Origin of the sequence: Shewanella sp. SM23 (assembly GCF_025654295.1) — a bacterium.
In the GTDB taxonomy this organism is placed as follows: domain Bacteria; phylum Pseudomonadota; class Gammaproteobacteria; order Enterobacterales; family Shewanellaceae; genus Shewanella; species Shewanella oncorhynchi.
In genome coordinates this window covers 28,627-51,033 of sequence record NZ_JAKKRM010000009.1, presented here as the reverse complement: position 1 = coordinate 51,033, position 22,407 = coordinate 28,627, and the positions used below count along the sequence as shown (strand labels likewise).

Sequence of the window (22,407 nt, the reverse complement as noted above, 5' to 3'; positions counted from 1 at the left end):
CCCTGCTCCTGTTAACGCGCGAGTGGGGCTGATTTTTTATGAGAGTAAACTATGTATTCTATTGAAATTAAAGCAGAGTCAAGTTTGACTCCCGAGTTAGCCGTTCAGCTTATCCAACTTAGCCAACAAATCCCAGAGCTCGATCACCCACTCACAAACGAAGTGTTGGACCAGCGCTTACAGGGCAAGACATGTTTGATCTTAGTCGCATATGTAGAAGGTGAATTGGCAGGGTTTAAACTGGGTTACGAGCAAGAAGAAGCTATTTTTTATAGCTGGTTAGGTGGCGTTGCATCCGACTTTAGACGTTTAGGCTTAGCGCAGAGTCTACTCGAATATCAAGAAACTTGGGCGCGCCGCCAAGGATATAATCATATTCAAGTGAAGACGCTGAACCGCTTCCCTGCGATGCTTAATTTATTGATCAGTAATCAATATTTAATTACTGAACTGACAGCCGATCCTAAAAGCTTAGTCGATCATAAACTGCATCTGTGCAAGTCGATCTAAACTGTTAATGGATGAGAGCAAAACGATATTTGTAAAGATGTGCACTTTTTGCAATAAATAGCTTGCAAACACGATTGAGAATGATTATCGTTAACGTGCGTTCCAAAACTCATCTTTAACAACGATGACTGGTAATCGACGTTGTTATGGAGCTCCTGAGTTTGCAAGCACGACATTGCTCACACACACTCTTTGTGGCCGGACTCATCATCCGGCTTTTTTTTGCCTAAAAATCAGTAATGCAAAGCCACATAATACAAAGCTAGTAATCGCTCGACATATTTTAATTCAAACCTAATCAGCCAAATACAACACACTGCCTATCTAACGGGATAAGACTAATCTGCAGACATATCGCTGTAGTTGCCCGCAAAGTGTAAGCCATCGTAGGGATTATTTTGCTGATCTTCCTTCGCTTCATGATACAAACCTATGGTAAATAAAGACCCTTTACCCAAAGTTGAACTCACTTCTATCGTGCCACCAATCCGCTTGATAATGCCGTAACTGAGCGAAAGACCTAAACCAGTGCCATCCTTACGTGTGGTATAAAAAGGGTCGAAAATCCGTCCAAGCTGCTCTGGCGCTATCCCTGAGCCTTCATCTTCCACTTCGATTTTGACGCCAATCGGCATATCCTGCTGCACCCAGTCATAGGTTCGCACCCAAATACGTCCTTTACCGTCCATCGCATGCGCCGCATTCACTACAAGATTAATCAAGACTTGCAACAACTGCGGACGATTAACCTGTACTGGACAACTGGCGTTTAACTCAGTGATCAGCACGACTTCTTGTTTTTGAATCGAATGTCGCACCAACACCAACATTTCTTCGATAATGGGAGTCATCGGATGCATTTCTAGTGGTGCGTTGAATTCGCCAGGTCGGCTGTATTGCAACAGGCTACGGATGATAGTGCTGATCCGCCCAACCTGTTGAATGACTAGATCAATTTCTTCTTTTACTACTTCAGCATTATCACCAAGTTCGTAGCGCAGTAATTCCATATTGCCAAGAATTACGGCCGTCGGATTATTGATTTCATGGGCAATACCTGCGGTCAATTCGCCAAGAGCTGTGAGCTTCTCGTTAGTGACGAGCTGTTGACGTGTTTCGTTTAGTAATGCCACGTTACGTTGCAGCTCTAAGGTTTTATCCTGCAGGCTGCGAGTACGCTCTTCAACCTTCATTTCAAGCTGTTCTGCAGCCTCTTGAATTTGGGCATTTCGACGCTGTAGCAAGTCAAGCATACTGTCAAATTGCTCGGCTAAGTTCGATAACTCATTATCCCGATCTAATCCTAAGGCGCCGATACGAATATTGCGCCCCGACTGCACTGCTTGTACAACATGGTGAATACGTTCAATGGGCTGCAATAAACTATAAGCACCGCGATAAACCAGCAGGCCAGAGACCAACAGCACTAACATTAGAATCGTGCCTAGCTCTATGATATTGAGTAAATAATTATGGATAAATGGCGATTCAGAAAAGCCAGTATAGATCATACCGACACGTTGGCCGCGAACATCTTCTAAGGGGGCATAAGCGGAAATAAACCAATCGTTAAATACGAAAGCGCGATCGACCCACTGCTCACCTTGAGTTAACACTTTGTCTTTCACTTCCTCCGATACTAAACTGCCAAGCGCGCGGCCCAGCGTCTCATTGCCTGTGGGATAAAAATGCAGCGGCACGTTGGTGGAAATACGGATGTTATCTAAGAAGATGGTCACAGTACCGATGGAACGCTCGGGCAAGGTGCCTTTGTCGTATACCAGATCACGAATGTGGTCGACAATTCGAGTATCGCGATTAAACAAGATCCCACCATCGAGATACCAAGCCACTTTGCCTTCCATATCAGGGACGGGCAATAGGCTACGGCTCAATAAACCACGTTCTTCAACGGTTTTAACGGGGCTCTGCGCCCGCAAGGTTGCAACTATCGGAATGCTCGCAGTGATAGCCAATTCGGGGTCGATACGTGCTAAACGCTCGGGCGGCAGCACCATCAAGCCGGAGTAAGGTAATAAACCATCTAACTTAGGAAGGATTTGGCGTAAATCTGGGTCTGCGGCCGCTTCGGCAACACTGACTAAACGCAGATAATCGAGATTTAGCTGTTTTTTCTGTTCAAGGAGAAAAGCATCAATACTGGCTCGGTAGCTGACTTCGCCACTTAATTCTTTACCACTGAAAAGTGGCCTAAAGTCATTTTGAAAAGTCCAAGAAGTCACCACACGTTCAAGTTGTTTTTCTTGGCGTACTTGCACTTGCTGCAAAGTGTTTTCGGCAACAGATAAGTCAGCTTTAACCTTCATAAACAGCTGCTTACCTGTGTAACTGATGTTCCAGTAAATAGTGATAAACACTAAACTCACCAGTGTCAGTAAAATGGGCAGTAACGTCAGGATTAATATGCGATAGCGCACCTTGGCCTGTATTTGCTGCCAACTGACACCAAAAAAGTGAGTGAAGAATGACACCCTATGACTCCTGTTCGCCACTAAAATCAAACCACTCTTTATACTTGCGATCTAAGGTCTTGCGCGATACGCCTAAATCCCTCGCCGCGGCAGACTTATTGCCAGAATGTAAGTCCACAACACTGGTCACATGGTGTTTTTCCACGTCTTTCAATGGCCAATCCAATGGATAACCCGATGTGGATAAAGACTCACTCTTCAGCTGTTGCTTCCAATATTCCGCTGGCGGTTTACCCAGCAAAATACAACGCTCAATCATGTTGCGCAGTTCACGAATGTTACCAGGCCACTCGTGTTGCTGTAGTTTCACCATATCTTCATGGCTCCACACGACTTCTCTTACCCCTAATTCAGCAGCAAGTTGGCGAGTGAAATGATGGGTTAACTCCACGACATCTTCGGGTCTATCACGTAATGGCGGGATTAAAATATCGAGCACATTCAGCCGATAATATAAGTCTCGACGGAAATTCCCTGCATCCACTTCATCAATCAGAGTACGGTTAGTGGCCGCGATCACTCGCACATCGATGTTCACTTCTTTCTCGCTGCCCACTGGGCGAATCGCTTTTTGCTCTAATACTCTGAGCAATGCCGTTTGCATTTTCAGTGGCATTTCGCCAATTTCATCGAGAAAAATCGTCCCGCCCGAGGCAAAACTGAATAAACCTTCACGATTGCCTTTCGCACCCGTAAATGCACCGGCGGTATGGCCAAACAATTCACTTTCGAGCAGTTCAGGGGCGATAGAGCCACAGTTAACTGGGACAAAAGGTCCCTGACGTCCACTGAGCAAATGCAATTGCCGTGCGACTAATTCCTTACCCGTGCCCGACTCACCTTGGATCAAGACAACGGCATTGGTCGGCGCCACACGTTCGATGATATGTTTCACCGACTTCATGGCTTCACTGCTGCCAATAATGGTCGATGAATAACCGATTGAAACCTCACGACGCAGCATCAAGTTTTCACGTTTAAGCAAGCGACGTTCGATACAGCGATCGACCGCAGTCATCATCTGTTCAAGGTGGAAAGGTTTCATGATGAAGTCAGACGCACCAGCACGTAGCGCGGTAATCGCGACTTCCATGTCAGCATAGCCAGTCATAAATATGATGTCCGAACGACGCCCCTGCTCATCCAACGCTTCATGCCATTCGATACCCGAACGACCAGGCAGACGAATGTCGACGATAAGCAAATCGAAATGGCAACGGCTACGCAGCTGCTCCGCATCTTCGATACTGCCCGCCGTTTCGACTAAGGCAAATTTCTTCGAGAGTGCCTTATTTAAAAAACTCCGCATTCCGGGTTCATCATCAACAATCAGTACCGATACAGCCGATGGAAGAGGCTTGAGGTTATTATCTATCTGGCTCATATTGTCTGCTTCTGGACATTTTGACTCATTTGCGACCAATTCTAGCACTGAAAATAGATGAATAGGTCACTATGAACCATCAGAAGTTTGTCCTGAGACAATTTGTCTGTAGAGTATTTGTTAAGCTTGCGATCAAGCTCACAAATTAGGTTAAGCTGTGAAGAAAATGACCGCATTCTCAGCTTGGCATCTAACTTGCTTTCAACCGAACGTATTACAATTTACGAGACCTTCCACTCAGTAGGCATTTGAGTTGGAATCCTATTTTCCGCCAAGGAGTACCCATGCTAAACATGAAATCTCATATGAAGTCATTACTGGGACTGGTTGTTGCAGCCAGTATGTTCACTGTTTTACCCGCTCACTCGACTGAAATTATCAAGTTAGCCACCACCACCAGCACAGAAAACTCAGGCCTATTGAAAGAACTGTTACCTAAGTTCGAAAGTGAATCAGGCTACAAGGTTCAAGTCATCGCCACAGGTACAGGTAAAGCCCTGAAACTAGGTGAGCAAGGTGATGTGGATTTAGTCATGACTCACGCGCCTAGCGCCGAAGCCAAATTCGTAGCCGATGGTTTTGGTGTTGAGCCCCGTGGCATTATGGAAAATGATTTCGTAGTACTTGGCCCTAAAAACGACCCAGCAAAAATCCGTGACAGCAAAACGGCCGAAGAAGCCTTCGTTAAAATGGCAAAATCAGGCGTACCTTTTATCTCTCGTGGTGACAACTCAGGCACTCATATCAAAGAGTTAGAAGTATGGAAAGCGGCAAATGTTACTCCTAACTTCAAAGGTTATACTTCAGTCGGTCAAGGCATGGGTAAAACCCTGCTGATGGCAAACGAAATGCAAGGTTACACTCTGTCTGACCGTGGTACTTTCGTGGCTTATAAAACTAAGCTCGATCTTGCCGTTGATTTCGATGGTGGTAAAACCTTAGCCAACCCATACCAAGTCATTCTCATCAACCCTACTAAATACCCAGATCTGAACCACAAAGGCGCTAAAGCATTCAGCGACTGGTTGATCAGCAAAGAAGGTCAAAGCATGATCAACAGCTTCAAAGTTGAAGGCGAGCAATTGTTCAAGGCAACTTATAGCGAATGAACGACGGCTGGCTAGCACTATTACAGCAGGCGTTAAGCCTGCTGTTTTCTTTAGACCCTGACGTTTGGTCCATCATTTCGATCTCGTTTTCGGTTTCTTTCGCGGCACTGCTGATCACGCTGGTTCCTTCCATGGTGCTCGGCTTTGTGTTGGCGTTTGCGCCATTTCGCGGCAAATGGATAGTCACTAACTTAGTTCAAACTCTGCAATCAATCCCGACAGTGGTTATCGGTCTACTCGTGTATTTACTGCTAACGCGCAACGGTCCTATGGGCGATCTAAAATGGTTATTTACCCAAGAAGGCATGATTCTCGGGCAAATGTTCATCTGTGCCCCCGTGCTAATTGCAATGAGCCAAGCCGCATTCACTAGCGTTGATCGCAGAGCTTGGGAAACCTCACGCACCTTAGGTGCCTCTTGGTGCAGCGCAGTGTGGACAGTATGCCGAGAACTGCGCATGCCCTTACTGCTGGCGATTGTCGCGGCGTTTAGTCGCATTCTGACCGAAGTCGGCTGCTCTATGATGGTCGGCGGTAATATTTTAAACGTGACCCGTAATATTCCTACCGCAATCGCACTTGAAACCAGCAAAGGTGACTTCGCCCAAGCTATCGCCCTCGGGCTAGTGCTGCTAATCTTGGCCTTGATCCTCAACTTTGCCTTAGGTAGTTTACGCGGCAAAGCCATGCCAAGGAGCCATTAAGCAATGACTAAGGTCAAACTGATCGCCCGTGACGTAGAAATGTCCTTTGGCGCGCGCCTGTTATTCAAAGCCGACGTATTATCGCTCTGCCAAGGAGATGTGATTTATCTGCAAGGCGACAATGGCACAGGCAAATCAACCTTGATGAAAATTCTGGCGGGCTTAATGCCACCAACCAAAGGCCATATTGAGGCTGTCGGTTTTGCCAAAAATGCTTGGTGGCGACGCAATCCATTGTTAGGTAAGGCCGTTTATCTGCACCAACATCCTTATTTGTTCGACGGCACAGTAGAATATAATCTCACCTATGGGCTGAATTTCAGCTCAGAAACAAAAGCCAAGGCTAAACAGCGGATTACTCAAGCAATTGAGATGGCGCAGCTAGGGTCGCTGCTGCACGAAAGGGCCAGTAATCTCTCTGGTGGCGAAAGACAGCGCCTCGCGATTGCGCGCGCTTGGATCCTACAACCTAAACTATTAATGCTCGATGAACCCACCTCCAATATGGACAAGGATTCCCAAGAGCTAGTATTAAAAATGATCCAACAACTCAAACACGAAGGCACAGGAATGTTACTGAGTAGCCATCAGAATTGCGCGCTAACCGCCATCTGCGAACAACAGTGGCACATAGAAGGTGAGCGCGTGATGACCTCTTATCAACAGCCTGAATCTTTGCCAGCACAGGAGCCTTTGTATGTCATCGCAAATTGATGCCGTTATTCTCGCCGGTGGTATGGCCCGTCGCATGGGTGGCGACGATAAAGGTCTCGTCGAATTAAACGGCGAAGCCATGATTAAGCACACAATAGATAGAATAAAACCTCAGGTTAAGGAGATCCTGATCAACGCAAATCGTAACCAAACACGTTATGCTGAGTTCGGTTTTAAGGTGATAAGTGACGAGCATAGTGGTTTCCTCGGACCTTTAGCGGGTATGATCACCGCTATGGGCCAAACAGATGCGGACTACTTGTTGGTAGTGCCCTGCGACTGTCCACTCCTGCCACTCGACCTTGTTCCGCGTATGTTGGCAGCAATTGAAGCAGAAAAGGCCGAGATTGCTGTCGCCAGTGACGGTGAGTATGAACAACCCGTTGTTTTACTCTTAAAACCTAGCTTACGTGACTCGATGAAAGCGTTTCTTGAGGCGGGTGAGCGTAAAGTGGACTTTTGGTATATCAAACATCACTTCGTCGTAGCGTCATTCGCCGACCAGCCCAATGCTTTTGTGAATGTAAATACGCCAGAACAAAAACAACGACTAGCGATAGAAATCACCCAATAGCTAAAAAGGCTCCAATAACCCAAATTAGAGGTGCAAATGAGTAACCCCTTCGTCAATCCGCTCGCTATTCCCGTTCTCGGATTTTGTGCCTACAGTGGCACGGGGAAAACCACCTTACTCAAGCAATTGATCCCCGAATTAAATCAACGTGGCCTGCGCTTAGCCGTAATCAAACATGCCCACCATAATTTCGACGTAGATATTCCCGGCAAAGACAGTTACGAAATGCGCAAGGCTGGCGCGCGACAAATGCTGGTCGCCTCCCATGTACGCTGGGCGCTGATGACAGAAGATGCGCGCGATGGCGATCCTGAGTTAGTCCATTTACTCAAGCAAATCGAAGCCGACAAAGTCGATATTGTCCTCGTCGAAGGCTTTAAAAAGCTCGCATTACCTAAAATTGAATTGCACCGCGCCGCCCACGGCAAACCTTTTATCTACACCCAAGATGAGAATATCCTCGCCATCGCCTGTTGCGATGACACTCAGTTGCCAAACGACGCAATTCCAAATGAGCTGCGCCGACTCGATCTCAACAATGTCAGCCAGATTGCCGATTTTGTGATGGAGTACACCCAAAACTGGGAAGCGCCACTCCAATACCCCATTTCGGCAGTGGATGCCTGCGCCATAGGCGACAATAAAAACCTCAGCGTCAGCCAAGGTTTAGCGCAGATTTTATCCCATGTATCACCCGTGGCTGAAGTCGAAGAGATTGACTTAGACGCCTTAGATAACCGCGTACTGGCCAGCGACAGCATTTCTCCCGTCGACGTGCCACAACAAACCAATTCGGCAATGGATGGCTACGCCTTTGTCTATCAAGACCCAATGCCTGCCACCTTAAAATTGGTGGGAGAGGTTCTTGCCGGTCATCAATATTCGGGCACGCTTATGGTCGGCGAAACCGTGCGTATCATGACGGGCGCAACAGTGCCCGCGGGTGCCGATACAGTGCAGCCCCGAGAGCTTGCCAAGGAAGTCGATGGCATTGTCAGCTTTGAAGGCCGCATTCTTTCTGGCCAACACGTTCGCCTCGCTGGAGAAGATATTGCTCAAGGCCAAGTCGCCCTCGCCAAAGCCACTCGCCTAAGCGCCGCCGAACAAGGTTTACTGGCCTCACTCGGGCTCAATCACCTGAGTGTATATCGCCGCCCAACTGTTGCAGTATTCTCCACCGGCGATGAAGTGAGCCAGCCCGGCGAAGTACTCAAAGCTAACTGCATCTATGACTCAAACCGCTTTACCATCAAAGCGATGGCAAAACGTCTCGGTTGTGACGTTATCGATTTAGGCATTATCGAAGATTCTGAAGCCGCCCTTGAAGCAACTCTCGCTAAAGCCGCCAACCTTGCTGATGTCGTCATTAGCTCTGGTGGTGTGTCTGTCGGCGATGCGGACTACATCAAAACCGTGCTTGCACGCCTCGGCAAAATTGATTTCTGGCGGATTAGCATGCGTCCGGGTCGGCCACTCGCCTTTGGTAAAATCGGTAATAGCTTATTCTTCGGACTGCCTGGCAACCCTGTGGCCGTCATGGTGTCTTTCCTGCAATTTGTGCAGCCCGCTTTACGAAAATTAGCAGGTGAAGTGAATTGGCAAGCGCAGCTATTCCCTGCAATAAGTGATGAAACTCTACGAAGCCGTCAAGGCCGCACCGAATTTATTCGCGGGATTTATCAGCTTGGTAAAGATGGACGCCTACACGTGAGTAGCACGGGCAACCAAGGTTCTGGGATGTTAAGTTCAATGGTTAAAGGGAATTGCCTCATCATCATAGGGGATGATGCAGAAGCCGTGAATGCAGGTGAAACTGTATTTATTCAACCCTTTGCGGATCTGCTTTAGGATCCAGTGAGTTTTTATGAGTCTAATTGTGGATTCCTTTGGCCGTAAGGTCGAATATTTACGGCTCTCGGTCACCGACCGCTGCGACTTTCGCTGTGTTTATTGCATGACGGAAGATCCCTGTTTTCTGCCAAAGGACCACGTACTCCACCTCGAAGAATTAGCTTGGATTGCCCAAGCCTTTACCGAGCTTGGTGTGACTAAAATTCGCCTGACCGGCGGTGAGCCCTTAGTTCGCAACGATTGCGACCAGCTAGTGGGTCTGCTTGGTAAGCTGCCTGGGCTGACGGATTTATCCATGACCACTAATGGTTCAAGGCTGACAAAATTCGCTAAACCCATGTTTGATGCAGGATTAAAGCGCCTCAATATCAGCCTAGATACCTTAAACCCCACACTGTTTACTCAGCTAACGCGTAACGGCAAATTAGACAGAGTCATCGATGGTATTGATGCGGCTATTGCGGCGGGATTTGAACGTATCAAGATTAATGCGGTGATTTTAAAACAGCAGAACGATAATGAAGTTATTGATTTAGTTGATTTCTGCCGTGGCCGTAACTTAGACATCGCCTTTATCGAAGAAATGCCACTTGGCGAAATGGATGAGCGGAAACGCGCCCGTCATTGCAGCAGCGATGAAGTAAAAGCCATCATCAATAGTCACTATCCGCTACAGCTTTCCAACAAACGTACTGGCGGCCCAGCACGTTATTACACTATGGCTGACAGCCCAATCCATATCGGCTTTATCTCGCCCCACAGCCACAACTTCTGCCACGAATGTAATCGCGTGCGCGTCACAGTCGAAGGCCAATTATTGCTGTGTTTAGGCAATGAACATGCCGTTGATCTCAAAAGCATAGTCCGGGAATTTCCGGCTGATATTGAAAGATTAAAAGTCGCTATTCTCGCGGGAATTAATCTCAAGCCTAAGCAGCACGACTTTGGCAATAATCAGGTACAAATCCTACGCTTTATGAACGCCACAGGCGGTTAAGCATCACCACTCCATCGCTTAAGGGCTAGCATCTCAATTTGGCCGTGATAAACTCGAAGCATCACCCCATACTTAGCGTCACACATTTCTATGGCATTAACTCGTAAGCAATGGAATAACGTCATCATAGTCGCCTGCGCCTTTATGGTCGCCGTGCTGACTTTTATGGATAACAAAACCAATAATGTTCCGAGTGATGCTCAGCGACTGTTTGACGATAATGCACCGCTTTCACAGCTGCAACTCGACGGGTTATGGCTGCACAAGCAAGCATCACAATGGGAGTGCGACACTAAAATCCTCAACTGTGATGAATGGGCAAAGGCGTGGCAAACCATACGGGTATCCCCCTTAACCGCCGCGCCAGAAACCACAGATAATCCGCAAGAATTAGTTATACAGATTGCAGATATCCGCGATGCTCAGCTGTGGATCTATTTTCCCAATGAAGGCGCCTTAAAGTCTCCCGCAGGTAATTGGTATTTAGTACCACCGAGTTTACGAGCTAAACTGCAACCGATCCTCGATGCGAAACCCGCAGCTTAATACCGCCCCATTTTACTTAAGATAAGAAAGAATCCATGCCGGAATTACCAGAAGTTGAAGTCACCCGTCAGGGTATTGCACCCTTCCTTGTCGAGCAAACCGTGGTTGATCTTGTGATCCGCAATGGTTCGCTGCGCTGGCCAGTGCCTGACTTAGCCAAACAGATTATCGGCCAAGTTATACGCCAAGTGCGACGCCGTGCTAAGTATCTATTAATCGACACTGACGCGGGTACTAGCATAGTGCATTTAGGCATGTCGGGAAGTTTACGGATTTTGCCCCACGATACCCCAGTGGAAAAGCATGACCATATCGACTTAGTGCTCGCCAACGGCCGTATTTTACGCTTTAACGATCCGAGACGTTTCGGCGCTTGGCTGTGGTGTGAACTCCCAGAAGAAGCCCATCCATTACTCGCCAAATTAGGGCCTGAGCCACTGACCCATGCCTTTAATGTCGCACAATTAGCGGCAGCTTTAGCGGGCAAGAAAAAAGCGATCAAACTCTGCCTGATGGATAATCATATCGTAGTGGGAGTGGGCAACATTTACGCCAATGAAGCCCTGTTTGCGGCGGGCATTCACCCAGAGGCCGAAGCAGGTAAAATCGATATCGAGCGTTTGACCGTTTTAGTTGCAGAAGTGAAGCAAATCTTAGCCCACGCCATTAAACAGGGTGGCACCACGCTGAAAGACTTCACCAATGCCGATGGCAAGCCGGGCTACTTCGCCCAAAAACTGCATGTCTATGGTCGCGGCGGTGAAACCTGCACAAGCTGCGGTAACTTGCTGAGTGAAATCCGTTTAGGCCAGCGCACCACAGTATTTTGTGGCATTTGCCAAACACGCTAATATTGCGTTATTTATAAGCCAAAATGCCAAGCAAGTGCTTGGCATTTTTCGTTATTTAATCAATTACAGCTGTCAAAAACGATACTCAAAACTGCTAAATAGCGTGGCATTGGTATCATTTTCTTGAACTTCAAACTCCGATCTCGATACAGTTCCACCTAAGCTCCACATGCCTTTCCACACTGGCATACGGTAAGAAAGCTCCAGCATCAATAAATCTTCTTTTGGCGGTTGTGGCGCCCAAGTGTTTGCCACATTGGAGCCATCTTTATTCAGCTTCGCATAACGCAGCAACGAGGTAAAACCACGGCTGTTATTAAACTGGCCAACTAATCCAACCACAAACACTTGTGCATCACTATCATAGGTAGAACCCAAAGCACGACCATAGTAGCGAGCACCACTCAGATAGACAGGATCCTCATAGAAACAATTGGCACTATCACCATCGCATTTTACATAGGTGTCCGAATATTCCATGAACAACTTAAACTGCTTACCCGATGTGCCAAAATGGGTATCAATACCCCAAAGTGAGCCGCAGTCACTACCATTTTCACAACTATGTTCGAGATATAATCCAACGGGGATATCCTGCAAAGTATCGGCATAACGCATATCAATACTTTGAGTTCTATGGCCTGCATCGCGGCGCTCATTAGGCGCACAATCATTTGTACCATCGATACAAACAGCATTACTCGCAACCGAATCCCACCAAGAGTCAAAGTTACAATTTTGGCCCTCACCACAAAATAAGGTCGACCAAGACAATCCCACTTCTAACTGTTTAATCGGTCTTGCACTTAAGCGCATATCCCACTCCGCCGTCTTAGGCACAGCACGATCCACTTCAGTTAAGCTAAATCCGGTTTTAAAGGTCCAAGGGCCAATCCAAGATAACCAAGGTGTTTCAAAAGCCGCAGCATTGTTACGGCTCAAGGTTAACGATGACATAGGGCGGGCGTTATTAGAACGATGTAGAGCCGAGTCAAACCCCGGTCCCCACCACTGCTCAACCGCGCCTAAGGTTGCGATCCAATTGCCAAAAATGATGGCAAAATAAGACTCATCAAGGCGGAAGTTTTTATTATCTTGCGGATCATAGGTTTCTGCCACAGTCGCCTTATAAGCAACACGCGATCCTAAATACTCGTAGGAGCCCAGCACTTCACCTTTCTCGCGATAGTCAGAACCATAATGTTGAAAGCGAGCAGGATCAGATGCTGCCGATACTTTTATCCGTGCATTACCACGATTATCGACAGCATTTTGATAATAAAAATTAACCCGTGCAAAGGCTTGTACTAAAGAGGGAGAAAGCAGCTCAGGCTCAATTTTCGCTAAATCACCACCAATGCCTGACCACATCAATGGATAAGTATTCACAGGCACAGTGATCACACCCGCATCAGCAAGTGCTTGAATATCAGCTCTAAGATAAATATCAGAGGCATCGACCCAAGGTGCAGCAGCAAGCATTGAAGAAAAAAACAGGCCAGAGGCAATGCTAGTAGCAAGGATCGTGGGGGAAAAAAAAGCCTTCATAACATCCTTTTAAGTATCATCACAAGGCAACAATGCCTCAAAGTTAACACAAAACTCCTACGTAAAAACTATCTAGTTCGCAGGTAAAATCTAAGGTTTAACCAACTTAAGCTTTGCCGCCAATGCAGCAGTTACTTCAGGGTGAACAAACTGGCTCACATCGCCACCATGCAAAGCGACTTCCTTTACTAAGGTTGAAGAGATAAATGAGTTTTCCTCGGCAGGCGTTAAAAACACGCTTTCCAGATCAGGGCTCAATCTGCGATTCATATTTGCTAATTGGAATTCATATTCAAAGTCGGATACCGCGCGTAACCCACGCACAAGTACACTGGCCTTTTGCTCCTTGGCAAAATCCACTAGCAACCCCGAAAACCCCACCACCTCGACATTATCCAAATGAGCAGTTACCCGATTGACTAATTCAACTCGCTCTTCAAGGGTGAATCTAGGCTGCTTGGAAGGATTAGCCGCAATGCCAATCACCACATGTTTAAACAGTTTAGCCGCACGCTCAATCAAGTCGGCATGACCATTGGTGATAGGATCAAATGTCCCTGGGTAAATTGCTCTTGTATGCATAGTAAAAGTACATCCCACCGCTATCATATATTCATTAAAGGCACCCAAGAAGATACCCAAAAACACGCTGCTAACTCAATTTACGCTTAAATGCCATCCACTTCCGCCGAAAACGATTTAAGGATCGCATCCACTTCTGCGGATGAAATGAAACTAACTTACCGCCACGCTGAACACAAGTTATAGACAATAGTATCTCATTGAGAATGGCGATCACCTTAAGCTTTATCAGCTCGGGATTTTGACAACTCGCGTTATACCAGCCTTTACCTTGTTTGGTCGGAAACATGTATGTCGACAAATGGTTTTGTATTTCAGTACAGCTACGGGCAAATTCAACTTTGCCATGATTAACTAGAATTGACGCTTTAAAATCATCATCGCAACCAATCTTGTCGAATGGCAGTAATAGCCCGATATCCTTCATATGTATTGCCAACAAATAAGATGCCATCCACGCATCACCCGTCACTTGGTTTAACTGAATGGTCTGTTTAAAATGCTTAATATCGCCCACTACCTCGCCAAAACTCGCGCGATTAATAGCCTGACTAATAAAATTCACATTAAGTGATGAAAACGGCCAATGGTGGCAAAAAGTATCATTAGCAAAAATCAGTACATCATCATCTGCTATATTAATCTGCTGTCGAACATGGGCAAGCCCTTCGTCCCAAGCAGAAAATTCCCAACCTTTATTACTGCCTTCAAGCTCAAAATCAATCAAGTGATCGTATTGAGTAGGTTGCGAACGCGCCTCAGCCGTATTGTATACGACGCAGATTTTAACTTCGTCGGAAATTTTTGACAGGATATCGGCACTGTACTTAAGTGCGCTTTCCTTGTAATGCGGATAATAACTAACAAGAATTACTATCGCTTGGCGTTTACGATCATACATTTACAGTAAACCTCAACGAACTAAAATGTAAAAGCATCGGCAAATGCCGTACCCATTTTATCTTTAGCAGACAATATGGGAGGGACAGTTATCGGCCAAGCTATCGCTAACTCAGGATCATCCCAGGCAATACTCTGTTCAGAGGCTGGATGGTAGTAATCGGTACATTTATACACAAATTCAGCTTCATCACTCGTGACATAAAAACCATGGGCAAAGCCTGCAGGAATCCACAACTGTCTTTTATTCTCTGCTGATAAGTAAATGCCAACCCAGTGGCCAAAAGTCGGGGAATTTTTACGTAAATCAACTGCCACATCGAAGACTTCACCCGAGGTCACTCGTACAAGTTTGCCTTGGTTTTGCTCAGTCTGATAGTGCAAACCGCGCAGTATCCCTTTACAAGACTTCGAATGATTATCCTGCACAAATAGGCAGTCGGCGACCTTTTGTTGGAAACCTCTCTGGTTCCAGGTCTCCATAAAAAAGCCTCGTTCATCACCGAAAACTTGAGGCTCAATAATTTTCACATCTACAATGTTAGTTTCTATAATATTCATGGTCTTACTACTATAAATAGGCCTTAATGTCTTTAAACGCCAATCGCCAATCACTCGCATAAACACCTAGGTTTGTAGCAATTTTTGTACAATTCAACCGTGAATTTAAGGGTCTTTTAGCGGCAGTGGGGTACTCAGATGTAGTAATAGGCTTAACCTTAATGTGCGTATTTAGGCACCGTTGGGCATAGGCCTCGTCAAAAATATACTGTGCAAATTCATGCCAAGAAACATAGGGTGAGCCACTAAAATGATAGATACCCCAAGGACATTCAGGCTCCATTGAGCGATTTGCCATAGCGATCAGCGTGTCGGCAATATCACCCGCATAAGTGGGACTCCCCAACTGATCACAGACAACACGAATATCCGAACGTTCACGACCAATCCGCAACATCGTTTTGACAAAATTAGCCCCAGTCTCGCCAAATACCCATGAGGTTCTCAAAACAAAATGCTGAGGATTAGCATTAATAACAGCTTGTTCACCCGCCAGCTTGGTTTCACCGTAAACACTTTGAGGATTGACTGTATCTGACTCAATATAAGGAATTTTTGCATCACCAGAAAACACATAATCGGTAGAAACGTGGATCATAGTGGCTTTAATCTTATTGGTCGCAACGGCTAAATAAAGGGGCCCCAAGTGATTTACACGCTTTGCATTAAGTTCATCTTGTTCCGCCCTATCCACCGCAGTATAAGCGGCGGCATTGATTACAACATCAGGGCGAAAACGTTCAATGCAAGCATTTACGGCCAACTCATCGGTAATATCCAACAAGTGTCGATCCACTGCTAATAATTCTACGTGGGTATTAATGCCGCTGCTCAGTTTCTCAACCAATTGACTACCGACTTGTCCCTTTGCACCTGTGACGAGTATCTTCATCAGCTTATTTACCCACAATGAATTGAACTACATAAAAAAGCATCGGACTATCGCTTATCAATAAGTGAGACTAAATAGCGGCCATAGTCATTCTTTAACATCGGTTGAGCAAGCGCAATCAATTGTGCATCGCTTAACCAGCCATTTCGCCATGCTATTTCTTCTAAGCATGCCACTTTTAAGCCTTGAACATTTTCAATTGTCTGCACAAAAGAAGAAGCCTGATGTAGACTTTCATGCGTACCAGTATCGAGCCAAGCAAAACCACGCCCAAGAATTTCAACGTTTAAACTGCCAGCATTAAGATACGTTTGATTCACCTCAGTAATTTCAAGCTCACCACGGGCTGATGGCTTGATACTTTTAGCGATATCTATGACCGAATTATCATAAAAATATAGGCCCGTCACAGCCCAATTTGATTTAGGTGTAGTTGGTTTTTCTTCAATACTGATGGCTCGATAATCTTGGTCAAACTCCACAACGCCGAAACGCTCGGGATCTCGGACGTAATATCCAAATACCGTCGCCCCCGTAGGTCGGCTAGCGACCTGTTTTAAGGTTTTACTAAAAGATTGGCCATAAAAAATATTGTCGCCGAGTACTAAACAAACACTGTCACTACCAATAAAATCTTCTGCAATAATAAATGCTTGCGCTAAGCCATCGGGACTCGCTTGAATCGCGTAGGAAATGTGAATACCAAAGTCACGGCCATCACCCAATAATCGCTGGAAACTCGCATTATCTTCCGGTGTAGTGATCACTAACACATCACGTATTCCTGCCAGCATAAGTGTCGATAATGGATAATAAATCATTGGCTTATCATAAACAGGCAACAGCTGTTTGGAGACACCTCGAGTGATAGGATATAAACGGCTACCAGAACCACCCGCGAGAATAATACCTTTCATTGAATATCCTAAGATTTTAGATCCTAGTTTCCCAGTCAAAACAAAAATGACCGAAAACCTAAGATCTTATTGAAGTTATTGAGTGAAATGATTAAATGCCTAAACGCTCACGTTGATATGAGCCATCGTGTACATGCTGGCACCAAGATTGATTGGTGAGATACCATTCAACAGTTTTACGAATACCTGAATGGAAGGTCTCTTCAGGATGCCAGCCTAATTCAGCCGCAATCTTAGATGCGTCAATAGCATAACGCAGATCATGCCCAGGCCTATCATCAACATAGGTAATGAGATCACTATAACGATTTACACCGTTAGGTTTTGTCGGCGCCAACTCTTCCAATAACTCACAAATAGTCATTACAACATCGATATTTTTCTGTTCGTTATGCCCACCGATATTATAAGTCTCACCAATAACGCCCTGAGTCACAACTCGATAAAGTGCGCGGGCGTGATCTTCCACATATAACCAGTCACGGATCTGTTGGCCATTACCATAGACGGGTAAAGCCTTACCTTCCAAAGCATTCAAGATCATCAAGGGAATAAGCTTCTCGGGGAAATGGAAGGGTCCATAGTTATTCGAGCAATTCGTGATGATAGCAGGCAAGCCATAGGTGCGTTGCCAAGCACGTACTAAATGATCACTGGAGGCCTTAGAGGCAGAATACGGACTACTAGGGGCATAGGAAGTTTTTTCAGTGAAAAGATCCGTCATATTGGGGAGATCACCGTACACTTCATCGGTTGAAATATGGTGAAATCTAAACTGTGACTGTCGCTCGGCATCGAGTCCACGCCAATAATGACGAGCCGCTTCCAGCAACTGATACGTGCCTATAATATTGGTTTCAATAAAAGCGGCTGGACCATCGATCGAACGATCGACATGACTTTCAGCAGCAAGATGCATAACAACATCAGGTTGATGAGCAGAAAATACACGGTCTAACTCGGCTCTGTCACAAATATCAACTTTTTCAAATTGATAGCTTGGATTCGATTCAACGACAGCCAGAGATTCTAAGTTACCCGCATAGGTCAATTTATCGAGATTCACGATCGAGTCTTCGGTGTTACTTAAGATATACCGGATCAATGCTGAACCAATAAACCCTGCACCACCCGTTACTAAGATCTTCATTCCAACCTCAAAAAATTATCACAAAAATTATGAGGTTTATGATATCAAACCACTCAGTAAAGGTACACGATCAACCAAAGTAACAGCATGACGGTAGGCACAAAGCCACAGCCTACCCAAAATATTGTTATGACTTTTCCTAAACAATCGGATGAATGCATTGAGATACCAACAAGCCTACACAAGCAGTTACAATACTTTCTAAGCAATGTTAAAATACTTAGCCTCGCTATCAAAATCAACAACTTAAGATAAAATGCACTTAAACAACATAATAGGTTAGATAATGCAAACGAGATACATCATTTTTGCACCTTCATATAACCGAACCTCTGGAGGCGTCATTGTTTTACACAAACTGTGCCATCTCATTAATGAGCTCGGTGGTAATGCTGTGATATCCCCTCTTTTTCAACAATATAAAATCAGCAAAAAAGATCTCTCTGGACTAAAAAAACTTATTAATAAGTCTATTGATGGGTTATTTAGAAAATATAGAACCAACCCTGAATTCAACACGCCGATATATAAAGGTGAAGTCACTGATAATGATATTGTTATTTACCCTGAACTCGTTTTTGGTAATCCTTTAAAAGCAAAGAACATCATTCGGTGGTTACTAAATCAGCCGGGTTTTTTTACCGGAGAGGTTTTCTATGGTGCTAATGAACTTTATTTCAAATTTGACCATGGTCTAGTCAATGACTTTCATTTCCATGGCTCGACATTATCGAATAACATTCTCAATATATTGCATATTCCCTATGAAATATACAATGAAAAAAATACGCAAGAGCCTAGAGTCGGTGTCGCATATTCAATCCGAAAAGATAAAATAAAGCCTAAGACATACCACCCAAAAGATGCAATTCTTATTGATGGTTTATCACATGAAGAAATTGCTAACATATTCAAAAGGGTGAAACAATTTATTTCATATGACGCATACTCAGCCTATTCATCATTTGCGAGCTTATGCGGCTGCGAGTCAATTGTAGTACCAGAGGAAGGGATCACAAAGGAACAATGGTATCCCAACATTGAGAATCGGTATGGCATAGCCTATGGATTGGAAGACTTAGAGTTCGCCAATTCGACCAGGTATCTAAAAAGACAGCACTTTGAAAAGCTAGATAAGCAATATGCTCAATCTGTGACTGATTTTATGCTGGAATCAAAAACATTTTTTAATTTATCCTGACGGCTATAGCCACAGGGGATATGCTTGGCATTTATTCAGCATAAATACTAGGCATATCTTTACGTAAAGTAAAACCTACTTAAGATTTGCAATATCTGCAACATTAAGTAACTTCCGCTGCCGTTCTTTAATTCTCTTTGCTGGCACGCCAGCGTATATGCCAAATTCATGGCATATGTTATTAACCAAAGATAATGCCCCAACAGCAACACCATCATGAATGATGGACTCAGGTAAGATCACACTACCACTGCCTATAACAACATGCCTTCCAATTAATACATCACCATGATTTACATTTGTAAATTCTGCTGGCACTGTGGGGTTTGTCATATACTCACCAGAGTAATCATCACTACTAGAATATACGCTGACACGAGATGATAATGTACTGTAATCAGATAACACAATTTTCCCAGCGCCAATCAATAAGGAAAAAACGGCTATGTGGACATAATCGCCAATGACGATTCCGCCAGCACCAGCGGATAACACACAAAAATCATCAATGCGAATATTATTACCAAGAGTAATTCTCTCAGCACCGTAGATAGATGCTTTATCTGAAATAAAAACTGCCTCTCCAACTGAAGCGATACCCATCTTTTCTAATTCATCGCGGCTCAAATAGGCCATTAGATACTCCTTATCAAGTCAATAATTAAATTAACATCATCCATTTCCATCTCATTAAAAATAGGAATGCACAAGACTTTATTTGACGTCTCATTCGCATAGGGAAGATGATCGACTGAAGCAGACTCTAAGCCTTTATACATAGACATATTACTGATTAATGGGTAAAAATAGCGGCGAGATAATATATTGTTTTTCTTTAGTTTTTCATAAAGCTCATCTCGACTCAGACGATAAGATGATTCAACCAACACAGGAAAATAAGAATAGTTACTGTTACTATCTTTAGATAATTCAGGCACACGAATCCCTTCGACGTCAGCAAGCTTCTCTCTATAGTGATGGTCGATAACTTTTCGTTGCTCTATCGCTTGGGTAATATGTTTCAACTGTACCAAACCAAAGGCGGCATTGATCTCACTCATTTTTCCATTTATGCCTACCGCAGTAACCGTTAACTCATCCTCAATACCAAAATTTTTCAACCTATCGATTTGCAATTTGGTCTCTGCATCAGGACTAATCACAGCTCCACCTTCAAAAGTATTAAACACTTTCGTGGCATGAAAGCTTAAAATCGATAAATCACCATAGTTAAGTAAACTCTGACCTTTGTAATTAACACCAAATGCATGGGCAGCATCATAAATGACCTTAAGTCCATGTTTATCTGCAATAACCTCGATCGCCTCAACATCACAAGGATTGGAGTAACAATGGACAGGCATAATAGCCGATGTCTTAGGTGTGATTGCAGCCTCAATTTTTTTAGGGTCTATATTGAACGTATTGGGATCTATATCTACAAAAACTGGCACGAGTCCATTCCATAAAATAGAGTGACTCGTAGCAACAAAAGAATATGGCGTTGTAATCACTTCTCCAGATATCTTTAATGCCTGCAAAGACGTGATTAGCGCGATCGTAGCATTATTAAATAATGAGACATGCTGTACCCCAAGATACTCACCCAGTTCTTTTTCGAGTCTCTGATGGAATGGGCCATTATTTGTTAACCAACGATTACGCCATATTTCTTCAAGATATGGGGTAAATTCATTCAGTTCGGGCAAGAATGGTTGAGTCACAGGGATCAGTTTAGACATATGTATTCTCTCAATAAATAATGCAGAAATATTGCAAACTAGCCAGGTAAGATTAATAGGCTAAAAATGACTCATCATAAAAAATCAGCCAAGATCTAATAAAAATGCCAGCTCCTTCATCGCCATATCAAGTCCGTTAAGCTGCTCGCCTCTTGCTAATGATGTTATTAGCTGATTGGCTAATGTAGGATCTAAGAGCAAGGCAATCTTATGTCCTATGGCTTCTGATTTAGTTTCACAACTTATTACGTACTTTTCTGATACGCACTTTTCAATTCGTGGCGGCTGATCCTTCGATACGGGAACTGCTAATGTCGGTTTGTGCAGCGCTATCGCTTGTAATAAAGTATCCCCACCGCTCAATACGGCAGCCTTAGCCGCAGCCAACATATTAATAAATTGCTGATTATTCAATTGAGGAATAACAACTACCCCCTCAAGCTCAGGCAGAAGATTGGGGTAATTCGGGCCGAAAACCATGACACTTAAAATACCAGATGCTTTATAACTTTCACTGGCAGCCTTAGCAAAAATATCAGCGGCTAGTTCACCATTCACCCTGTGACCACCAGAACCCGCATTGAATAATACAAACTCATTTTGCGTTAGCTGATATTGCGCTAATAATGCTGATTGGGTAATTGTATCTGGCTGGGTAAAGACAGGACCAATATTCAAAGGCTCAGGTCTATTAATTAGCTTCAGCTTAAGGCGATCTAACCAACTAATAGGGCCAATCACAAATTCTGGTTGCACGACCCAATGACAATCCGTCACTAAAGCGCGGCCAATTTTCATTCCACGACTACGCTTACGCTTATGCTGACTGAGAAAGATTACCTTTGCACCGAGTTTATGGGCATGGACTAACTGCGATTTACGACCTGATGCGTCGAACAATACTATATCAGGCAGGAAATCAGACATGATTTGGTTAACCGCCTTGACTTGTTTAGTCGGCGTATCTTCGAGTAGCTCAGCAGGATAAGGGCACTGAGTCGCATAGGGAGCTTGTTGACTCAAAATAAACTTAATCTCGGCATTCGGCCAAGTTCTCTTCACCTCATCGGCAATGATCATTGAGCGCATATACTCACCTATGCCCTCAGCCGATGAGACTGGGATAAACAAGAACTTAGGGGCTTTTTGAGGAGCCATAATTAACCTTTAATCCAAATAAAT

The 22,407-nt window shown here is 44.6% G+C and carries 22 protein-coding genes; 10 read left to right on the top strand and 12 right to left on the bottom strand.

Annotation, left to right across the window (positions count from 1 at the left end):
• Positions 1 to 51 precede the first annotated feature (51 nt).
• A complete protein-coding gene (locus tag L5L98_RS12640; protein WP_263141328.1) occupies positions 52 to 510 on the top strand; it encodes a GNAT family N-acetyltransferase in 459 nt (152 codons plus the stop codon).
• Between the two features lie 338 nt (positions 511 to 848).
• Here the strand turns inward: L5L98_RS12640 and L5L98_RS12635 are convergent, their stop codons facing one another.
• Both L5L98_RS12635 and L5L98_RS12630 read right to left on the bottom strand, forming a co-directional pair.
• Positions 849 to 3,002 carry a cache domain-containing protein gene (locus L5L98_RS12635; RefSeq protein WP_263141326.1) on the bottom strand — a complete coding sequence of 718 codons (2,154 nt, stop codon included), beginning with the start codon at positions 3,000 to 3,002 and terminating at the stop codon, positions 849 to 851.
• Between the two features lies 1 nt (position 3,003).
• Positions 3,004 to 4,386 carry a sigma-54-dependent transcriptional regulator gene (locus tag L5L98_RS12630; protein WP_105250738.1) on the bottom strand — a complete coding sequence of 461 codons (1,383 nt, stop codon included), beginning with the start codon at positions 4,384 to 4,386 and terminating at the stop codon, positions 3,004 to 3,006.
• A gap of 284 nt (positions 4,387 to 4,670) precedes the next feature.
• Here L5L98_RS12630 and L5L98_RS12625 point away from each other — a divergent pair, with 284 nt between their 5' ends.
• The 8 genes from L5L98_RS12625 to mutM all read left to right on the top strand — a co-directional run bounded on the left by L5L98_RS12625 (position 4,671) and on the right by mutM (position 11,732).
• On the top strand, positions 4,671 to 5,495 hold the full coding sequence (locus L5L98_RS12625) for a substrate-binding domain-containing protein (protein WP_212599451.1): 825 nt from the start codon (positions 4,671 to 4,673) through the stop codon (positions 5,493 to 5,495).
• The gene (locus tag L5L98_RS12620; protein ID WP_168826136.1) at positions 5,492 to 6,199 is read left to right on the top strand and encodes an ABC transporter permease; all 708 of its coding nucleotides are present in this window, start codon (positions 5,492 to 5,494) and stop codon (positions 6,197 to 6,199) included. Before L5L98_RS12625 ends, L5L98_RS12620 begins: the two co-directional genes overlap by 4 nt.
• Before the next feature lie 3 nt (positions 6,200 to 6,202).
• Complete coding sequence (locus L5L98_RS12615; protein ID WP_173248426.1) at positions 6,203 to 6,913, top strand: ATP-binding cassette domain-containing protein; 711 nt, start codon at positions 6,203 to 6,205, stop codon at positions 6,911 to 6,913.
• On the top strand, positions 6,897 to 7,487 hold the full coding sequence (gene mobA / locus L5L98_RS12610) for a molybdenum cofactor guanylyltransferase MobA (protein WP_113940167.1): 591 nt from the start codon (positions 6,897 to 6,899) through the stop codon (positions 7,485 to 7,487). The genes L5L98_RS12615 and mobA overlap by 17 nt, the downstream gene beginning before the upstream one ends.
• A 36-nt stretch (positions 7,488 to 7,523) precedes the next feature.
• The gene (locus L5L98_RS12605) at positions 7,524 to 9,335 is read left to right on the top strand and encodes a bifunctional molybdopterin-guanine dinucleotide biosynthesis adaptor protein MobB/molybdopterin molybdotransferase MoeA (RefSeq protein WP_263141317.1); all 1,812 of its coding nucleotides are present in this window, start codon (positions 7,524 to 7,526) and stop codon (positions 9,333 to 9,335) included.
• Positions 9,336 to 9,351: 16 nt separating this feature from the next.
• Positions 9,352 to 10,335, top strand: a complete 984-nt coding sequence (gene moaA / locus L5L98_RS12600; protein ID WP_263141314.1) for a GTP 3',8-cyclase MoaA — start codon at positions 9,352 to 9,354, stop codon at positions 10,333 to 10,335.
• A 90-nt stretch (positions 10,336 to 10,425) separates the two neighbouring features.
• Positions 10,426 to 10,881: a hypothetical protein gene (locus L5L98_RS12595; protein WP_263141311.1), complete on the top strand. Its 456-nt coding sequence runs from the start codon at positions 10,426 to 10,428 to the stop codon at positions 10,879 to 10,881.
• A 35-nt stretch (positions 10,882 to 10,916) separates the two neighbouring features.
• On the top strand, positions 10,917 to 11,732 hold the full coding sequence (mutM, locus tag L5L98_RS12590) for a bifunctional DNA-formamidopyrimidine glycosylase/DNA-(apurinic or apyrimidinic site) lyase (RefSeq protein ID WP_263141309.1): 816 nt from the start codon (positions 10,917 to 10,919) through the stop codon (positions 11,730 to 11,732).
• A gap of 72 nt (positions 11,733 to 11,804) precedes the next feature.
• Here the strand turns inward: mutM and L5L98_RS12585 are convergent, their stop codons facing one another.
• The 7 genes from L5L98_RS12585 to rfbB all read right to left on the bottom strand — a co-directional run bounded on the left by L5L98_RS12585 (position 11,805) and on the right by rfbB (position 18,282).
• On the bottom strand, positions 11,805 to 13,280 hold the full coding sequence (locus L5L98_RS12585; RefSeq protein WP_263141306.1) for a capsule assembly Wzi family protein: 1,476 nt from the start codon (positions 13,278 to 13,280) through the stop codon (positions 11,805 to 11,807).
• A 90-nt stretch (positions 13,281 to 13,370) separates the two neighbouring features.
• Complete coding sequence (gene coaD, locus L5L98_RS12580) at positions 13,371 to 13,862, bottom strand: pantetheine-phosphate adenylyltransferase (protein WP_105250747.1); 492 nt, start codon at positions 13,860 to 13,862, stop codon at positions 13,371 to 13,373.
• A 70-nt stretch (positions 13,863 to 13,932) separates the two neighbouring features.
• Positions 13,933 to 14,763 carry a hypothetical protein gene (locus tag L5L98_RS12575; RefSeq protein ID WP_263141302.1) on the bottom strand — a complete coding sequence of 277 codons (831 nt, stop codon included), beginning with the start codon at positions 14,761 to 14,763 and terminating at the stop codon, positions 13,933 to 13,935.
• 20 nt (positions 14,764 to 14,783) lie between these two features.
• Complete coding sequence (rfbC, locus tag L5L98_RS12570) at positions 14,784 to 15,323, bottom strand: dTDP-4-dehydrorhamnose 3,5-epimerase (protein WP_263141299.1); 540 nt, start codon at positions 15,321 to 15,323, stop codon at positions 14,784 to 14,786.
• 10 nt (positions 15,324 to 15,333) lie between these two features.
• Positions 15,334 to 16,215 (bottom strand): dTDP-4-dehydrorhamnose reductase, encoded by an 882-nt coding sequence (gene rfbD / locus L5L98_RS12565; RefSeq protein ID WP_263141296.1) that lies wholly within the window; start codon positions 16,213 to 16,215, stop codon positions 15,334 to 15,336.
• 47 nt (positions 16,216 to 16,262) lie between these two features.
• Positions 16,263 to 17,132, bottom strand: coding sequence for a glucose-1-phosphate thymidylyltransferase RfbA (rfbA, locus tag L5L98_RS12560; protein ID WP_263141294.1), 870 nt, complete (start codon positions 17,130 to 17,132; stop codon positions 16,263 to 16,265).
• Between the two features lie 91 nt (positions 17,133 to 17,223).
• Positions 17,224 to 18,282: a dTDP-glucose 4,6-dehydratase gene (gene rfbB, locus L5L98_RS12555; RefSeq protein ID WP_263141291.1), complete on the bottom strand. Its 1,059-nt coding sequence runs from the start codon at positions 18,280 to 18,282 to the stop codon at positions 17,224 to 17,226.
• Positions 18,283 to 18,568: 286 nt separating this feature from the next.
• On the opposite strand from rfbB, the gene L5L98_RS12550 reads away from it, so the two are divergent.
• On the top strand, positions 18,569 to 19,483 hold the full coding sequence (locus L5L98_RS12550; protein WP_263141289.1) for a WavQ: 915 nt from the start codon (positions 18,569 to 18,571) through the stop codon (positions 19,481 to 19,483).
• A 75-nt stretch (positions 19,484 to 19,558) separates the two neighbouring features.
• On the opposite strand, the gene L5L98_RS12545 is transcribed toward L5L98_RS12550, so the two are convergent.
• From L5L98_RS12545 to L5L98_RS12535, 3 genes are all read right to left on the bottom strand, one after another.
• Positions 19,559 to 20,119 (bottom strand): acyltransferase, encoded by a 561-nt coding sequence (locus L5L98_RS12545; protein WP_212599439.1) that lies wholly within the window; start codon positions 20,117 to 20,119, stop codon positions 19,559 to 19,561.
• Complete coding sequence (vioA, locus tag L5L98_RS12540) at positions 20,119 to 21,225, bottom strand: dTDP-4-amino-4,6-dideoxy-D-glucose aminotransferase VioA (protein ID WP_212599438.1); 1,107 nt, start codon at positions 21,223 to 21,225, stop codon at positions 20,119 to 20,121. The genes L5L98_RS12545 and vioA overlap by 1 nt, the downstream gene beginning before the upstream one ends.
• 84 nt (positions 21,226 to 21,309) lie before the next feature.
• On the bottom strand, positions 21,310 to 22,383 hold the full coding sequence (locus tag L5L98_RS12535; RefSeq protein WP_263141284.1) for a hypothetical protein: 1,074 nt from the start codon (positions 22,381 to 22,383) through the stop codon (positions 21,310 to 21,312).
• Positions 22,384 to 22,407 lie beyond the last annotated feature (24 nt).

Excerpts from the sequence above, each read along its gene's own strand:
- moaA (WP_263141314.1), top strand. The coding sequence starts at position 9,352 with ATGAGTCTAATTGTGGATTCCTTTGGCCGTAAGGTCGAATATTTACGG.
- rfbD (WP_263141296.1), bottom strand. The coding sequence starts at position 16,215 with ATGAAGATACTCGTCACAGGTGCAAAGGGACAAGTCGGTAGTCAATTG.
- mutM (WP_263141309.1), top strand. The coding sequence starts at position 10,917 with ATGCCGGAATTACCAGAAGTTGAAGTCACCCGTCAGGGTATTGCACCC.
- L5L98_RS12550 (WP_263141289.1), top strand. The coding sequence starts at position 18,569 with ATGCAAACGAGATACATCATTTTTGCACCTTCATATAACCGAACCTCT.
- rfbB (WP_263141291.1), bottom strand. The coding sequence starts at position 18,282 with ATGAAGATCTTAGTAACGGGTGGTGCAGGGTTTATTGGTTCAGCATTG.
- L5L98_RS12640 (WP_263141328.1), top strand. The coding sequence starts at position 52 with ATGTATTCTATTGAAATTAAAGCAGAGTCAAGTTTGACTCCCGAGTTA.
- L5L98_RS12595 (WP_263141311.1), top strand. The coding sequence starts at position 10,426 with ATGGCATTAACTCGTAAGCAATGGAATAACGTCATCATAGTCGCCTGC.
- L5L98_RS12585 (WP_263141306.1), bottom strand. The coding sequence starts at position 13,280 with ATGAAGGCTTTTTTTTCCCCCACGATCCTTGCTACTAGCATTGCCTCT.
- vioA (WP_212599438.1), bottom strand. The coding sequence starts at position 21,225 with ATGTCTAAACTGATCCCTGTGACTCAACCATTCTTGCCCGAACTGAAT.
- rfbC (WP_263141299.1), bottom strand. The coding sequence starts at position 15,323 with ATGAATATTATAGAAACTAACATTGTAGATGTGAAAATTATTGAGCCT.
- L5L98_RS12535 (WP_263141284.1), bottom strand. The coding sequence starts at position 22,383 with ATGGCTCCTCAAAAAGCCCCTAAGTTCTTGTTTATCCCAGTCTCATCG.
- mobA (WP_113940167.1), top strand. The coding sequence starts at position 6,897 with ATGTCATCGCAAATTGATGCCGTTATTCTCGCCGGTGGTATGGCCCGT.
- L5L98_RS12545 (WP_212599439.1), bottom strand. The coding sequence starts at position 20,119 with ATGGCCTATTTGAGCCGCGATGAATTAGAAAAGATGGGTATCGCTTCA.
- L5L98_RS12620 (WP_168826136.1), top strand. The coding sequence starts at position 5,492 with ATGAACGACGGCTGGCTAGCACTATTACAGCAGGCGTTAAGCCTGCTG.
- rfbA (WP_263141294.1), bottom strand. The coding sequence starts at position 17,132 with ATGAAAGGTATTATTCTCGCGGGTGGTTCTGGTAGCCGTTTATATCCT.
- L5L98_RS12615 (WP_173248426.1), top strand. The coding sequence starts at position 6,203 with ATGACTAAGGTCAAACTGATCGCCCGTGACGTAGAAATGTCCTTTGGC.
- L5L98_RS12605 (WP_263141317.1), top strand. The coding sequence starts at position 7,524 with ATGAGTAACCCCTTCGTCAATCCGCTCGCTATTCCCGTTCTCGGATTT.
- L5L98_RS12625 (WP_212599451.1), top strand. The coding sequence starts at position 4,671 with ATGCTAAACATGAAATCTCATATGAAGTCATTACTGGGACTGGTTGTT.
- L5L98_RS12630 (WP_105250738.1), bottom strand. The coding sequence starts at position 4,386 with ATGAGCCAGATAGATAATAACCTCAAGCCTCTTCCATCGGCTGTATCG.
- coaD (WP_105250747.1), bottom strand. The coding sequence starts at position 13,862 with ATGCATACAAGAGCAATTTACCCAGGGACATTTGATCCTATCACCAAT.
- L5L98_RS12575 (WP_263141302.1), bottom strand. The coding sequence starts at position 14,763 with ATGTATGATCGTAAACGCCAAGCGATAGTAATTCTTGTTAGTTATTAT.